Below are 15367 nucleotides of genomic sequence, written 5' to 3'. Positions count from 1 at the left end.
CGCGCTTCAATGCAAGAGCACAGACCACATATCTGACGTCAACCATTGATGGTTTCGAAAACACCCGGCAAAGAGACTTCGAGCAGTTCGACATCCTCAGAGGGATCAGAATAACGCACCCGCATACCCGGCGGGATCACAAAAGCGTCTCCCGGCGCCAACGGGTAAGGGTCCCGTCCTTCGCCTTCCAGAACCATATTGCCTTCCATAACGAAGGTGAAAAGAATGTCGCTGTTATGCCGCGTCCAGCCGGGATCGTTGTCGCCGCGACGCACCACATGCACGCCGGCGACATTGGCGGTGTGCTCCGCGATTGTCGTGTCGCGGCTTTGATATCCGGGCACGCGAAACGGGGCCCAAATCGCCTCTTCCGCCTTATGATGCACAAAGCGCTGGCCGCTGAATTCCCGGACCGGATCGGCAGGGCCATTGGGCAAATCCATCTCGTGATCGATGGTCGTGACATGTTCTGCCGGAACGCCGATTTCGATCACTTCGATATTTTCGGAGGCAAAGAGAACGCGGTGGCGTATCTGCGGCGGTTGGATCACGCAATTTCCAGCATGCAGACGAAACGGCTCTCCCTGATCTTCATAGACCAGATCAACCCACCCCTTGTAACAAAAGATCAACTGGAACCCGACTGTGTGGTAATGCACCATATCCGGTACCGGGCCCCCATCGGGAATGCGGATATGACTGGCAATGATGGACCCGCCCAGCCTGTCGGGTATCAGATCACGATAATGCATGCCCGCGCGGCCAATGATCCATGGCGCCTGATCCGCGAGACGCCTCACAACAAAACTATGGACAGTTTCGGGCATCACAAGCGGTTCATGCATCGGCAGAATATCAACAGTTGTGCCATTGGGCGCGGTCAGTTGCCTCTTGCCATCCGCAAAGGTTTCGGGCGTTTCGGTAAGTATCCGAATATGGCCGGGCGTTGTCTCGGCAGCCTTATCCACGCGTATCCTCAGACCATGTCCGGAAAACACTGCCACGGTCGGATCATCTGCGGGATAAATCATATCGATGCGCATACCCAACACTTTGGTAAAAAAAGGAATATCGTTGCGCAGCTCTTGCGTCGGCAACAGGAATTCGGCCTTGATATCGCTCATCATTCGTCCTCGGTTCACTTGGCGCAACTCTGCGCCAGCACATGCGCGAAGACAACCGGGCCCTGCCCGACTAAGCCGAATTATTGCGACCAGCCAGGCACGGCGCATGCATCGCAAAACAGCACCTTGGCGTCCCCGCAGGAGTAGTTTAATGCTAAACTATCTCTGGAGGAGGCGCCCATTTCATGACCGACAACAATAATCTGCGTCAAGCAGCCCTTGATTATCACGAATTTCCAAAACCCGGGAAGCTTGAAATCCGCGCCACCAAGCCGCTCGCCAATGGCCGTGATTTGGCAAGGGCGTATTCTCCGGGCGTTGCAGAGGCCTGCCTCGAAATCAAGGAAGATGAAGCAACGGCCTCACGCTACACAGCGCGCGGTAACCTTGTCGGGGTCGTCAGCAACGGATCTGCCGTTCTGGGCTTGGGCAACATCGGCGCGCTGGCTTCAAAACCGGTCATGGAAGGCAAGGCCGTCCTGTTCAAGAAATTCGCAGGCATTGATTGTTTTGACATCGAAGTGGACGAATCCGACCCGGAAAAACTGGCCGATATCGTGTGCTCGCTGGGGCCGACCTTCGGGGCGATCAATCTTGAAGATATCAAGGCACCCGATTGCTTTACGGTAGAGCGCATTTGCCGCGAACGCATGAACATCCCGGTCTTTCACGACGATCAGCACGGCACGGCCATCGTGGTCGGAGCCGCCGCGAAAAATGCCCTTCATGTCGCGGGCAAAAGTTTTGACAGCATAAAAATTGTGTCCACCGGGGGCGGTGCTGCGGGCATCGCCTGCCTTAACATGCTGCTGAAACTCGGTGTAAAGCGCGAAAACGTCTGGCTTTGCGACATTCATGGTCTCGTTTACGAGGGCCGCGAAGTCGACATGAACCCGATAAAATCGGAATTTGCCCAGAAATCGGACCTGCGCACATTGGATGACGTGATCCCCGATGCTGATTTGTTCCTGGGGCTTTCCGGTCCCAAAGTCCTAAAGCCTGAGATGGTTGAAAAGATGGCGGACCGCCCCATCATCTTCGCGCTGGCCAACCCGACACCGGAAATCCTGCCCGATCTCGCACGAGAAGTGGCACCAGAGGCCATCATTGCAACCGGGCGGTCAGATTTTCCCAATCAGGTGAACAATGTTCTGTGCTTCCCCTTTATCTTCAGGGGCGCATTGGATGTGGGGGCGACCACCATCAACGATGAAATGCAGCTTGCTTGTATTGACGGGATCGCGGCACTGGCCCGTGCGACAACCTCCGCTGAAGCTGCCGCAGCCTACCAGGGGGAAGAGTTGACATTTGGTGTGGACTATTTGATCCCGAAGCCCTTTGATCCGCGCCTTGTGGGTGTCGTGTCTTCCGCAGTGGCCAAGGCCGCCATGGAAACCGGAGTGGCCACGCGTCCAATTGACGATCTCGAAGCCTACCGGCAAAAGCTCGACGGGTCTGTCTTCAAATCCGCTCTGCTCATGCGCCCTGTTTTTCAGGCCGCACGCACGTCACCGCGCCGGATCGTCTTTGCGGAAGGCGAGGATGAGCGTGTCCTGCGCGCCAGCCAGGCCATGCTGGAAGAGACGGTGGAGCGCCCCATTCTCATCGGTCGCCCCGACGTGATCGAGCGGCGCATCGAAAAGGCAGGGCTGACCATCCGGCTGGGCAAAGATGTCGATCTGGTCAATCCCGAGAACGATCCGCGCTACCGCGACTACTGGGAAAGCTATCATGATCTGATGGCGCGCCGGGGCGTGACACCCGATCTTGCACGGGCAATCATGCGTACCAATACGACAGCAATTGCCGCCGTGATGGTGCATCGCGAAGAAGCCGACAGTGTCATCTGCGGCACATTTGGCGAGTTCAGGTGGCACTTGAATTACATCCAGCAAATACTTGGAAATAAAACACTTAATCCAGTTGGCGCATTGTCTTTAATGATCCTTGAGGATGGACCATTGTTCGTCGCGGATACGCAGGTTCATCTACACCCCGATCCACAACAAATCGCCGAAATTGCCATTGGTGCTGCCCGGCACGTTCGGCGGTTCGGCATCGAGCCCAAAATCGCTTTCTGCTCGCAATCTCAATTTGGCAACCAGGGCGAAGGAACCGGTGGACGATTGCGCGGCGCTATCAAGCTGCTCGATAGCGGCGACTACGACTTCTGTTACGAAGGTGAGATGAACATTGACACAGCCCTTGATCCCGAACTGCGCGCCCGGATCATGCCTGCAAACCGCATGGAAGGCGCCGCGAACGTGCTGGTCTTTGCCCATGCGGATGCAGCGTCAGGTGTGCGCAATATCCTCAAGATGAAGGGCGGCGGCCTCGAGGTTGGCCCCATCCTCATGGGGATGGGCAACCGGGCGCATATCGTATCCCCGTCAATCACCGCGCGCGGCCTGTTAAACATGTCGGCAATTGCCGGCACACCCGTTGCGCATTACGGCTGAAGGCCCCCAAGATGCGATGATGGCCATCAGGAAGGCCGCGCATCAGAACCATTAACTTCCCGCGCTCAATTAGAGGTTGTTGAGCGCCTCACATTACCCCTAAATTGGGGTGCGGTTTCAAGCAGGAAGGAAGTTCAGAGATGTTGAAGAGATCGGCTACACTGATCAGCCTTTTCGTTTTGAGCGCTTGCGCATCGGTCTCCAACGAAACCTTCAGTCCAATCGTTGTGGACGGTGATACATACCAGCTTCGAACCCGGACCATTGAGGGGCCGAACGGCGCCTACGAGACCACAAGCGCACGTGTTGACGGTATTTATTACCTGTGCCGGATCAACAGTCCCGGGGATTGTGAGGCTGCCGTGCGCAGAGGTTTGGAAGAGCTGCCTTTTTAGAGGATAGCGGAAGGGTCAAGCCAAACCGTTACCCTCACGGCGGTTCACTTGCAGGCGAGAAACTGTCACGTCGCGCGCAATGCGCCCGTCGGCCTCCTACATCTCAGTACAGGTGGCGGCGAAGGATCACAGATGTCCAATGCTTTGCACCCTGAACAAAGAAAAGGACTTAACAATGAAACTGATACATGTACCCTCCCTAGCCCTCGGCGCCGCCCTGATTATGAGCGCCTCGACCGGATTTGCCGCCAACCAGATCGGCAGCATCAGCGTCTATGGCCAGGATTACAAAACAATTACGCGGGAATTCCAGCAAAGAGGCCGGACAGTCCTGACGGGCGAAGTACGCGTCTACAATAAAGCCTGGGGATGTGACACAACCCGCCCCGGCGATTGTGAAGAAGTGGCCAAGCGGGTGCTGAATTCCAGCGCGGCGCGTACCGTAGAAGGGGCCGCAGCAACACCAATCCGCGAGATTATCCGCAACCCGGGCTGACCGGACCCTTGCTCTCCCCCTCGCCTTGGGCTTAACCATGGACCCACAGCAAGAGGGGGAGACAACGCCATGACCTATCGCGATGTTTATCAGGCCAGCCTGTCTGATCCGGAGAGTTTCTGGATGACGGCAGCACAGGCTATTGATTGGGTCACCCCTCCAAGTCGCGCGCTTTTTGATCGCGGTGATGACCTTTATGAATGGTTTGCCGATGGGTTGGTCAACACCTGTTACAATGCCGTCGATCGCCATGTCGAGGCGGGGCGCGGAGACCAACCGGCGATCATTCACGACAGCCCTATCACCGGCACCAAATCCAGTCTGACTTATTCTGAACTCAGAGATCGCGTTGCATCACTCGCGGGCGCGTTGGTGGCACAGGGCGTCACCAAGGGGGATCGTGTCATCATCTATATGCCGATGATCCCCGAGGCGTTGGAAGCGATGCTGGCATGCGCCCGCATCGGGGCGATTCACTCGGTGGTTTTTGGCGGGTTTGCCGCCAATGAACTCGCCGTGCGGATCGACGATTGTAAGCCCAAGGCAATCCTTGCGGCCTCCTGTGGGCTCGAGCCCGGGCGCATTGTGAAATACAAGCCCCTTCTGGATGGCGCAATCGAGTTTGCAAACCACAAACCGGATGTTTGCATAATCCTGCAAAGAGATCAGGACCAGGCGGAATTGATCCCCGGACGTGACCTGGACTGGCACGCAGCCCAAGAGGGCGCTGCACCCGCAGATTGTATCCCGGTTGAAGGCAATCACCCGGTCTATGTCCTCTACACCTCCGGAACAACAGGCGCGCCCAAAGGTGTTGTGCGCCCGACCGGTGGTCATCTGGTCGCCCTCCATTGGACGATGAAAAACATCTACAATGTCGATCCCGGTGACGTGTTTTGGGCCGCATCAGATGTTGGCTGGGTCGTTGGGCACAGCTATATCTGCTACGCGCCCCTCATCCATGGCAACACAACCGTTGTCTTTGAGGGCAAGCCCGTCGGGACACCAGATGCAGGCACTTTTTGGCGCGTCATATCGGAACATAACGTGCGTTCTTTCTTTACGGCCCCGACGGCAATCCGGGCCGTAAAACGAGAAGACCCAAAGGGGCTTGAGCGGCAGAAATACGACCTTTCGGGTCTGCGCGCGCTCTATCTGGCGGGCGAACGTGCGGACCCTGACACCATCGAATGGGCGCAGGAAATTCTCGACGTGCCGGTCTACGATCACTGGTGGCAGACGGAAACAGGCTACACGATCGCCGGAAACCCCGCCGGTCTCGAAGCCCTGCCCGTCAAGATCGGCTCACCCACCGTGGCCATGCCCGGCTATGACGTGCAAATCCTCGACGAAGCGGGTCATCCGCAAAAACCGGGTGAATTGGGGGCCATCGCCATCAAACTGCCCTTGCCGCCCGGCACGTTGCCGACGCTGTGGAACGCGGCGGACCGGTTCCGCAAAAGCTATCTGTCCACCTTCCCCGGCTTTTACGAGACCGGCGATGCGGGCATGATCGACGAGGAAGGTTACCTCTATATCATGGCGCGCACAGATGATGTGATCAATGTCGCCGGGCACCGCCTGAGCACCGGTGCGATGGAAGAGGTTCTGGCCGCCCACCCGGATGTGGCCGAATGCGCCGTTGTTGGCGTCTCGGACAAGCTCAAGGGCCAATCGCCGCTCGGTCTTGTCTGCCTGACCAGTGGCGTAAATCGTCCGCATGATGAAATCACTTCGGAATGCGTCAAACTGGTGCGCGAAAGGATCGGGCCTGTTGCCGCGTTCAAAAACGCTCTCGTGGTGGACCGTCTGCCCAAAACCCGGTCGGGCAAAATCCTGCGGGGCACGGTGGTGAAGATCGCCGATGGCGAGACGTTCAAGATGCCTGCAACAATTGATGACCCTGTTATTCTCGACGAGATCAGGGCGGCATTGCAGACCATTGGCTACGCGAGAGAATGAGCTGACATGCAGCGCAGATGATCGGAAACCTAGTCAGTTTAAAGCAGCTTGAAGCACTGGTCTGGGTGGCAGACCTCGGCAGTTTTCGCCGCGCCGCGCAACAACTCAATACCACACAGCCCAACGTTTCCGCCCGCATCGCCGGGCTTGAGCGCAGGTTGAACATCGTTTTGATGCACCGCGACGCAGGTTCGGTCCGCCTGACCGACAAAGGCGCCGAAATTCTTGAGGTCGCGCGGCGTGTTCTTCATGAAGCGGAAATCCTCACCGAAGTCGCGGCGCGCGCAGATTTGGTAGAAGGGCGCTTGCGGTTGGGAGTTACCGAGCTTGTCGCCGCCACATGGCTGCATCAGTATCTGCGGAATCTGAAAGAGGCTTACCCATCGCTCACCGTCGAATTGACCGTTGATTTGTCCCGGCAGCTTGACACGTCCCTGGGGGAGCGCGCGCTTGATCTGACCATACAGAATGCGCCCTTCACTTCAAATGTGCGCGGCAACGTGGTGATCGGCGACTATCCTTACGTGTGGGCAGCGGCGCGCGGTTTGGCCCGGGCGCTTGCGGGGGTAAACTGTGTCAGTGAGCTCACGGGGCACAGCCTCCTGACCCATGCGCGGCACACGCAATCTTACAACGAGCTTGCGGACCACGCCCGGTCGCTGGGGATACAGACCTCCTGTTTTGTGCCCTCAAGTTCGCTGACATCCTGCATGCAGATGGCGGCTGACGGGCTGGGGGTCGCCCTCCTGCCCCGCATCATGGTCGAGCGCGGCGCGGTTGCCGACAAGCTGATGGCTCTGGAAAATCTTTGGCTACCCTCCGCGCTGCACTTCGCTGCCAGGTACAGACACCAAAGCGCCCGCCACATTGCAAAGGCGGCGATAATTGCAGCGCAGACAGCGCAGGCATTCAGCCACCAAGGCCAAGCCTCCCGATTATAAAAAGGCGGCCCCGCGCGGGGACCGCCTTTTAAAAAATCAACCGCCACGAGGAAATTACGCGGCTGATTTATACTCTGCAACAAAAGCGTCGATCTGGCGCTCTGCTTTGTCTTTTGCGATGCCATAGCGTTCCTGAATAAGACCCGTCAGGCGTTCTCTGTCTCCCGCCACCTGATCAATCTCGTCGTCGGTCAGTTCACCCCATTTCGACTGAACCGTCCCGGTCAGTTGCTTCCAGTTGCCTTTGATGATGTTCCAGTTCATGGGTCTCTCCTTGTCGTTGATCCCGATTAACCGAACACATGCGCATCATATGCTCTTGCCGTCTCAACAAATCGCGCTCCCGAAAGGTTCCGCAAAAAGTGATCGACCGTTTAACAATCGTTGATTGATCGATCCGACGCCGCCCTCTAGGCTTTTCTCAACGTCTCGGAGGAACCCATTTATGCGCCTGACCCTTTCCCTGCTTTTAACCTCGCTTGCACTGCCCGGATGGGCCAGTGAAGGCACCCGCGTCCAGGTGACGGGGGAGATCATCGACACCTGGTGCTATTATTCCGGTGTTATGGGCGGGCCTGATGCCGTTGTGGGCTCGGCGCATCACACCTGTGCGCTGTGGTGTTCGGCAGGGGGTATTCCCGTCGGCCTTCTGGCCGAGGACGGCACCGTCTACATGGTTCTCAAGATTGCGCAGGATGATGCCTCCGCCAGTGGCGACACGCAACTCAGCCTTGCGGCACATACGGTTACGGCCGATGGCATGCTCTATGAACGCGACGGGCAGAATTACATCGTCGTCAACGAAGTGGTCAGCGATGCCGATATCGAAAACCGCACCCATGAAGATTACGGAACCATTCCTTCCTTCTCATTTCCGGAGCCAAAATGATGCGTAAACTTGGAATGCTATTCGCTCTTGTCGCGGCCCCTGTTGCCGCTCAGGATTTCTCGGAAGGATCAAATGCCAAAAGCTGGAACCTCTATGCCGAGGTACCCGCAAAGTTTGAAGCACGTGTTGTCGATGTACTATGCGAGCTGACCGGGGATTGTTCTGATGACTGCGGCGCAGGATCACGTCAAATGGGTTTGGTCCGTACCGCGGATGACGTATTGGTCCTGGCGATGAAAAACAGCCAGCCCGCCTTTACCGGCGCTTCCGAAGAACTGGCACCTTTCTGCAACCAGATCGTCGAGGTTGATGGATTGATGCTTGAAGATGAGGATTTGGGTGCGAGCAACGTCTATCTTGTTCAGCGCATCAAATCAGCGGATGCCGATTGGATAAAAGCCAATAAATGGACCAAGAAATGGGCCGCGAAATACCCCGAAGCCAAAGGCAAAGGTCCGTGGTTTCGCCGTGATCCGCGCATTAAGGAAATCATCGGCATAGAGGGCTATCTGGGTCTGGGCCTCGAAGAAGATGCAACCTATGCGGAAGAAAATTTCTGATGTGGCGCGCCCTTCTACTTTCCCTTTTTGCCGGGTCCGCCGTGCAGGCCGAAGCGCCCCTGCCCTTTGATCTTGGTGGGCCCTACGAGCTGACGGATCAGCATGGGCAGACCCGCACGCAGGCTGATCCTGGTGATAACGCGCAGCTATTGTTCTTTGGGTACGCCAATTGTCTGAACATCTGCTCGGCGGCCTTGCCGCTGATGGCTCAGGTCGTCGATGCGCTGGCCGATGAAGGGATCGAGATCACGCCCGTCATGATTACCGTCGCACCGGATCAGGACCGAGTGGAAACGATGGGCGCTCCGCTGGCGGAAATCCATCCGGACTTTATCGGACTCACCGGTGACGAAGAAGCGCTGAACACTGCCTACAAGGCGTTCTCAGTCGAGGTTACCCCCCTGTTTCAAGACCCGGAATACGGCTGGATATACGCGCATGGCAGTTTCATCCATCTGCTGGACAGTGACGGAGAGATGCTGACGCTGCTTCCGCCGATACTGGACACAGAACGCACAGTGGAAATTGTGCGCGGGTATGTTGTCCCGCAAAGCTAGGGGCAGATTATCAGTCAGGTGATTGCCCGGTATCGCCCCGCGATGCTGGGCTTTCGTTTGTCCGATGCGTCAACCCGTAGGGCGCAACAATGTCCCAGACATGCTCAGGGATCATGTTCTTCATCTTGGAAGGCTCTTCCCGGCGCAGATGCAGAACGGTCTCAGCGGCTTTCATCTCCACGCGCGCGCGCGCAAATTCCAGCCCCCTCGGGCCAAGGCGCGGTTGCAACCAGCTCACAATCGGGCGCAGCCAGTCCGGCATGCGCCGCAGGGGCAGCCCGCCCGCCGCGCGTTTGGTATTGGCGATGAACCCCTTGACGGCATTTGCACGCTTCCCGGCGTTATCCGGCGCGCCAAGTGCGACCTTATCGCCAAGTCCGGCCAGCATTTCCGCCCCCCGGTCGTTGCGCACAAGCACCCATTGTGCGCCCGTCCCGCCCATGTAACCGACCGTGATATCGGCCAGCACGTTGGTGTAATCCACGCAGGTCCGGCAGGTCAGCGGGAAGAAATCCGAAGGCAGGTTTGACAGCGGCAGCGCCAGAAAGGGGATAAGCCTCTTGCGCCCGTCCCGATAACGCAACTCCACCCGGTAATCGGCGCGAAATTCCAGATAGGTGATCGTCTCCGGCGCATCTTCCAGCAGGCCCAGAAAATGGTGGAAATTCTCTGTGGTGGTGTTGTCCGAACAGGGTGTACCAATCACATAGAGCCGGTCCAGCCCCAGGTCTTTCTCCAAGGCGCGCAAGGCATAAATCTGGCAGGGAATGCCGATCACCGCAATTCGGGTAAACCCTTGTTCCTGCGCGTTTTCCAGCAACGCCAGTAGCGGCGCATAGCCCATCCGCATGCCCCGCGCCTGCGCCATGTCCGCGGCTTGGGTGATCAACGCCGGTTTCGGTCGCCAGCGATCCTGCGCATCCGGCACCATCGTCAAAACCGCCTGCACCTTGCCCGCGTCCAGCAGATGTGCTGCCAGCGACGTGGTGATGCCGCTCCATTGCGCGCCACTTTTTGCAGGGATCATTTCGGCCCGGTACATGGCCTGAAACGGCCCGAAAAAGCGCTCATCCCCCGGCCCGCGCCTGCGCCCGTGCACCTGCGTTTCCAGCAGCGGATAATCCGGCGCGATGAATTGACAGGCCCGCCCGCAGGCTTTGGCATCTTTCATGCGCGACACGCCACAGTCGGTGCACAGCCCGCGCGGGGCAGCGGGACCGACGGAGGGTGTCTGGATCATGTAAACTGCTCGTTGATCAACCGTTCTTCGAGCCCGTGACCGGGATCAAACAGAATGCGGTGCACCACGCTTGGGTCGGATTTGATCTCCACGCAGGTGACATCCGTGACCGAATTGGCATCCGCTTCAGCCATGACGGGGCGTTTTTCCGCCTCCAGCACGTCGATCTGCACAACCGCGTGTTTGGGCAGCAGCGCACCGCGCCACCGACGCGGACGAAACGCGCTCATCGCGGTCAGCGCCAGCACTTCCGAGCCGATCGGGATGATCGGACCATGCGCGGAGTAGTTATAGGCCGTTGACCCTGCGGGCGTGGCCACCAGCGCCCCGTCACAGACCAGTTCGGCCATGCGCACGCGCCCGTCCACCGTGATCTTCAGCTTGGCTGCCTGTGGGCCGGCGCGCAGCAGCGAAACTTCATTTATGGCCAGCGCCTTGGCCAACGTGCCATCCGCGCGCGTCGCCGTCATGCTCAGCGGGTTGAGTTCCGCCTCTTCTGCGGCGGCAAGCCGTTCTGGCAGGTCAATTTCGGAATAGGTGTTCATCAGAAAGCCGATGGTGCCCCGGTTCATGCCGTAGACCGGTTTGCCCAGGGGCTGCACATCGTGCAGTGTTTGCAACATGAAGCCATCACCGCCCAGCGCCACGATCACCTCCGCCTCCTGAAGCTCCACGTCGCCATAGCGCGTGATCAACGCCGCCCGCGCAGTTTGGGCGACATCCGCGCGGCTGGCGGTAAAGGCGATTTTCTGCGGCATCAATGTTTCCGATCAAGCACTTTGCGTCCCAAAACAAACACATATCCGATCCGCTGACCAGCGCATCACGTCTGTTTTGCCTTTGCCCGGTCTTGCGCGGGTCTTTGCCAAAACGCTAGAACGACGCACTGACCCCGCCATGCGTCGCTTTACCATCTTTTACCCCTTTGCGGTTTCCGTTACGCAGCGGCAAATCAACGCTCTTTTTGACAGGGAGACGACCTATGAATGCCCCCCACCGAACCCCCGGTTTCTTTACGGCCAGACTGGCTGACAGTGATCCTGAAATTTTCGGGTCGATCACCAAGGAATTGGGCCGTCAGCGCGACGAGATTGAACTGATCGCCTCGGAAAACATCGTCTCAGCGGCCGTGCTGGAGGCGCAGGGCTCCATCATGACCAATAAATATGCCGAAGGCTACCCTGGCCGACGCTATTATGGTGGCTGTCAATATGTTGATATTGCAGAGGAATTGGCGATAGAGCGGGCTTGCAAGCTCTTTGAATGCGGGTTTGCAAATGTGCAGCCGAACTCCGGCTCGCAAGCCAACCAAGGGGTATTTCAGGCGCTGTTGCAGCCCGGTGACACGATCCTCGGCATGAGCCTGGATGCGGGCGGTCACCTGACCCATGGCGCGCGTCCCAACCAATCGGGCAAGTGGTTCAATGCGGTGCAATACGGCGTGCGCCAACAAGACAATCTGCTCGATTACGATCAGGTCGAAGCGCTCGCCAAAGAACACCAACCCAAGATGATCATCGCGGGCGGCTCCGCCATTCCGCGCCAGATCGACTTTGCCCGCATGCGCGAGATTGCCGATATGGTGGGCGCTTATCTGCATGTGGACATGGCACATTTCGCAGGCCTCGTAGCGGCGGGTGAACACCCCAGCCCCTTCCCGCATGCCCATGTGGCCACAACGACAACGCATAAGACTTTGCGGGGCCCGCGCGGTGGGATGATCCTGACCAATGACGAGGCGCTGGCGAAGAAATTCAATTCAGCCATCTTCCCCGGCATTCAGGGCGGCCCCCTGATGCATGTCATCGCCGGCAAAGCCGTTGCCTTTGGCGAAGCGTTGCGCCCGGAATTCAAGGACTACATCAAGCAGGTCATCGCCAATGCGCAAGCCCTCAGCGATCAACTGATCAAGGGCGGGCTGGACACGGTCACCCATGGCACCGACACGCACGTGCTGCTGGTTGACTTGCGCCCCAAGGGCGTCAAAGGGAACGCCACCGAAAAGGCTCTGGGCCGGGCGCATATCACCTGCAACAAAAACGGCGTGCCTTTCGATCCAGAAAAACCAACCATCACCTCGGGCATTCGTCTGGGCAGCCCCGCCGGAACCACGCGCGGATTTGGCGAACCCGAATTCCGCCAGATCGCGGATTGGATCATCGAAGTTGTCGACGGGCTTGCGGCCAACGGCGAAGAAGGCAACGCGGCGGTCGAAGAGAAGGTCAAGGCCGAAGTTGCGGAGCTTTGCGCGCGTTTTCCAATGTATCCAAACCTCTGACCACCATCTTCTTTTGCAATGAGAGCGCCCCCTGGGTTTCCCCTTGGGGGCGTTTCATTTGGCAGCAACGTGGCAATCGGCTGACGTCTCCAAACGACAAATATGAAATACTACAGCATTTCGACTTTACCTTGAGACATCGAACATCGCTTTTCGCGTGTCACCGAAGGGAGAAGCCGCGAACAAGCGATCCAACGTAAAGTCGAAACGCTATAGCGCCGTTTTGCGGCCGAAACTCCTGATGCCTGCAATGGCGGCATGGTGAACGGCCAATTGTTCATCTGGCGACTAAGGCATCCGGTTTTCCGGGTTACTTTTAAGGTATCGGGGTGGCGCGCATCCGTTAGGATCGGGTTTTGACTGACATTCAGATAGAACCGCGCGCCTTCAGCCAGATCACCCAGGCGGCAAAAACAATGATCAGGTTGAAAGCTATGACCGCCAGCACTGACAGCATGCGCGCGCGCCTTTCGGCAGCACGATCAATCGCTGACAGATGCGCAGAAAGGTCTGCATAGGCACTCTCAATCTTACTTGTATCAAGCTGCCGCAAGAGCTTTAGATTGCCGCTGACGGCTTCTGCCTGAACCATCAGCCTTGCAGGGGCCCGCAACTTCTTGGGCAGGCGACGTCCGGCCTTTCGAACCGCGTGTTCGAGATTGCGCCCTTTAACGCCCAGGTGCTTTTGCATCGCGTCTTTCAGCGCCTGCGCCATCTGTTCTATATCGTCAGGTGATTTCATAGCAAAACCTAACCATCCCGGTCGATCCGGCGCAATAGGGCTGGCAGATGAGGATCGAATCCGCTAGCCCTTACGCATGCTGAACTCCTATGAATTCGGTGCCAAAGATGCGCCAAAGGTTTTGATCGTTCACGGTCTTTACGGGTCCGGACGAAACTGGGGGGCCATCGCCAAACGCCTGTCCGACGTGGCGCATGTGATCACCGTTGATCAGCGCAACCATGGCTACAGCGACTGGAAACCGACACACACCTATGCCGATATGGCCGGTGATCTGGCAGAAATGATCGAGAAGATCGGCGGCCCCGTACATGTTGTCGGGCATTCCATGGGGGGCAAGGCCGCCATGGTGTTGGCCTTGGAAAACCCTCAGCTGGTCGAACGATTGGTCGTCGGTGATATTGCCCCGGTAGCCTATACCCACAGCCAGATACAATTCATCACTGCAATGCGCGGCGTTGATCTGACGCAGATCACACGCCGGTCAGATGCAGAGAAGCAACTTGCAGAATTGGGTGTCGAACCCGCGTTGCAGAGTTTCTTTACACAGTCTCTCGACCATAACGCTAAACGCTGGCGCTTGAATCTGGACGTACTTGCCGAGGAAATGGACAAGATACTCTCCTTTCCGCAGATCGCTGGCCAGTTCGACAAGCCAACGTTATTCTTGACCGGGGCGGACTCCGACTACGTCACCCCAGAACACCGCCCCATCATCAAAAAACTCTTTCCAACTGCGCGTTTTGCAAAACTGCCAGCTGCCGGTCACTGGCTTCACGCGGATAAACCGCGTGAGTTTGAAGCAGCGCTGAGAGCTTTTTTCAAACTGGACTAGTCTTGGCGATCACTGTTTCGCAGTTGAGAACAATAGTTATCAACAGGTGCCATTGCGGCGTTGAAAACGGCTAAATACACTGTAATTCAATAAGTTTTTATCAAATTTCTTGCATTTTTCGTGTTTTTGGAGTCTTCTGTAATGCGTAATGTCAGTTTTTTGGTGATTTCGTTGGTGAGGGATTTATGAAGAACTTGTTCACACTTGTACTTACTGCCGGGCTTGGCCTGACGGCAGCCGTGGCTGCGTCATCCCTTAATTTTCAACGTTTCTCCATTGCCGACAGCGTGCAGGGTGCTGAATCCGCAGGCGTCGAGTTCAGAGCTCAGAATGCTGCGTTTGGGTCGGATGACGGCGACATCAAAGTCAACCTCGCTTCTTTCTCGGACACGACTGTCTCGTTTTTTGAAGTTGTGTCTCTGGACAAACCTTTCGAATTCAAATCGGTTGAACTGAGCACCGACAAATTGTTTGGCGATGTTGTCACCGTGACAGGTTTCCTGGATGATAAGGAAGTTATCTCCGAAGCGCTGAACGTCTTGAATGTACCGCAGGTTTTCACACCGCGTACATTTGCGGGCATTCCCCTTGACCGCCTGCGGTTCGGGTCGTTTGGCGGGTTTCCGGGTGGCATTGGCGGTGGTTCGCAACCACAGTTTTTTGTACAGGACGACGTACCAAATGACGAAACCACCATATCTCTCGACGATGTGGAACTGGTAGATGTGTCGCCTGTGCCAATCCCCGCCTCCATGATGCTGTTGGGCACCGCTCTTGCTGGTTTCGGCGTGATGCGGCGTCGCAAGAAATCCTGAGATACATCCCAAAAAGGATGGCGTAGGCGACCCTGATGCGGTCGCCTTTTTATCGTCTGTGCGTATTGTCTTCC

At 57.2% G+C, this 15367-nt stretch carries 16 protein-coding genes; 11 read left to right on the top strand and 5 right to left on the bottom strand.

The annotated features are described in order from the left end of the window. Positions 1-38: 38 nt before the first annotated feature. The gene (locus tag ACOTTU_RS15620; RefSeq protein ID WP_425659389.1) at positions 39-1124 is read right to left on the bottom strand and encodes a cupin domain-containing protein; all 1086 of its coding nucleotides are present in this window, start codon (positions 1122-1124) and stop codon (positions 39-41) included. A 185-nt stretch (positions 1125-1309) separates the two neighbouring features. Here ACOTTU_RS15620 and ACOTTU_RS15615 point away from each other — a divergent pair, with 185 nt between their 5' ends. The 5 genes from ACOTTU_RS15615 (at position 1310) to ACOTTU_RS15595 (ending at position 7377) form a co-directional block, all read left to right on the top strand. Beyond that, on the top strand, positions 1310-3583 hold the full coding sequence (locus ACOTTU_RS15615) for an NADP-dependent malic enzyme (protein WP_298914844.1): 2274 nt from the start codon (positions 1310-1312) through the stop codon (positions 3581-3583). A gap of 140 nt (positions 3584-3723) precedes the next feature. After that, positions 3724-3978, top strand: a complete 255-nt coding sequence (locus ACOTTU_RS15610) for a hypothetical protein (RefSeq protein WP_425659387.1) — start codon at positions 3724-3726, stop codon at positions 3976-3978. A gap of 175 nt (positions 3979-4153) precedes the next feature. Next, positions 4154-4474 (top strand): hypothetical protein, encoded by a 321-nt coding sequence (locus tag ACOTTU_RS15605; protein ID WP_298914839.1) that lies wholly within the window; start codon positions 4154-4156, stop codon positions 4472-4474. 69 nt (positions 4475-4543) lie between these two features. Then, positions 4544-6436 carry a propionyl-CoA synthetase gene (locus tag ACOTTU_RS15600; protein ID WP_425659385.1) on the top strand — a complete coding sequence of 631 codons (1893 nt, stop codon included), beginning with the start codon at positions 4544-4546 and terminating at the stop codon, positions 6434-6436. 17 nt (positions 6437-6453) lie between these two features. Next, positions 6454-7377 (top strand): LysR family transcriptional regulator, encoded by a 924-nt coding sequence (locus tag ACOTTU_RS15595; RefSeq protein ID WP_425659383.1) that lies wholly within the window; start codon positions 6454-6456, stop codon positions 7375-7377. Positions 7378-7431: 54 nt separating this feature from the next. Here ACOTTU_RS15595 and ACOTTU_RS15590 read toward each other — a convergent pair whose 3' ends face one another. Then, the gene (locus tag ACOTTU_RS15590; protein ID WP_425659381.1) at positions 7432-7641 is read right to left on the bottom strand and encodes a CsbD family protein; all 210 of its coding nucleotides are present in this window, start codon (positions 7639-7641) and stop codon (positions 7432-7434) included. A 181-nt stretch (positions 7642-7822) separates the two neighbouring features. Between ACOTTU_RS15590 and ACOTTU_RS15585 the strand changes: the two genes are divergently transcribed. The 3 genes from ACOTTU_RS15585 to ACOTTU_RS15575 are packed head-to-tail and all read left to right on the top strand — an operon-like array spanning position 7823 to position 9383. Further along, positions 7823-8266, top strand: a complete 444-nt coding sequence (locus tag ACOTTU_RS15585; protein WP_298914828.1) for a hypothetical protein — start codon at positions 7823-7825, stop codon at positions 8264-8266. Next, positions 8266-8826 (top strand): hypothetical protein, encoded by a 561-nt coding sequence (locus ACOTTU_RS15580; RefSeq protein WP_425659378.1) that lies wholly within the window; start codon positions 8266-8268, stop codon positions 8824-8826. Before ACOTTU_RS15585 ends, ACOTTU_RS15580 begins: the two co-directional genes overlap by 1 nt. Beyond that, entirely contained in the window at positions 8826-9383 is a 558-nt protein-coding gene (locus tag ACOTTU_RS15575; RefSeq protein ID WP_425659376.1) for an SCO family protein, read from the top strand. Before ACOTTU_RS15580 ends, ACOTTU_RS15575 begins: the two co-directional genes overlap by 1 nt. 10 nt (positions 9384-9393) lie before the next feature. Here the strand turns inward: ACOTTU_RS15575 and ACOTTU_RS15570 are convergent, their stop codons facing one another. Continuing rightward, the gene (locus ACOTTU_RS15570) at positions 9394-10623 is read right to left on the bottom strand and encodes a Coenzyme F420 hydrogenase/dehydrogenase, beta subunit C-terminal domain (protein ID WP_425659374.1); all 1230 of its coding nucleotides are present in this window, start codon (positions 10621-10623) and stop codon (positions 9394-9396) included. Next, complete coding sequence (locus ACOTTU_RS15565; protein ID WP_425659372.1) at positions 10620-11381, bottom strand: NAD kinase; 762 nt, start codon at positions 11379-11381, stop codon at positions 10620-10622. Before ACOTTU_RS15565 ends, ACOTTU_RS15570 begins: the two co-directional genes overlap by 4 nt. A 224-nt stretch (positions 11382-11605) precedes the next feature. Between ACOTTU_RS15565 and glyA the strand changes: the two genes are divergently transcribed. Continuing rightward, complete coding sequence (gene glyA, locus ACOTTU_RS15560) at positions 11606-12901, top strand: serine hydroxymethyltransferase (protein WP_298914815.1); 1296 nt, start codon at positions 11606-11608, stop codon at positions 12899-12901. Between the two features lie 367 nt (positions 12902-13268). Here the strand turns inward: glyA and ACOTTU_RS15555 are convergent, their stop codons facing one another. After that, a complete protein-coding gene (locus ACOTTU_RS15555) occupies positions 13269-13643 on the bottom strand; it encodes a hypothetical protein (protein WP_425659370.1) in 375 nt (124 codons plus the stop codon). A gap of 76 nt (positions 13644-13719) precedes the next feature. Here ACOTTU_RS15555 and ACOTTU_RS15550 point away from each other — a divergent pair, with 76 nt between their 5' ends. Together ACOTTU_RS15550 and ACOTTU_RS15545 are read left to right on the top strand one after the other, a co-directional pair. Then, complete coding sequence (locus ACOTTU_RS15550; RefSeq protein ID WP_425659368.1) at positions 13720-14478, top strand: alpha/beta fold hydrolase; 759 nt, start codon at positions 13720-13722, stop codon at positions 14476-14478. A 185-nt stretch (positions 14479-14663) separates the two neighbouring features. Further along, entirely contained in the window at positions 14664-15293 is a 630-nt protein-coding gene (locus ACOTTU_RS15545; RefSeq protein WP_425659367.1) for a VPLPA-CTERM sorting domain-containing protein, read from the top strand. Positions 15294-15367 lie beyond the last annotated feature (74 nt).

This window comes from Roseobacter sp. EG26 (assembly GCF_049830555.1).
Lineage (GTDB): Bacteria > Pseudomonadota > Alphaproteobacteria > Rhodobacterales > Rhodobacteraceae > Roseobacter.
The sequence above is the reverse complement of the archived record's forward strand: the minus strand, read 5'-3'. Positions and strand labels throughout refer to the sequence as shown.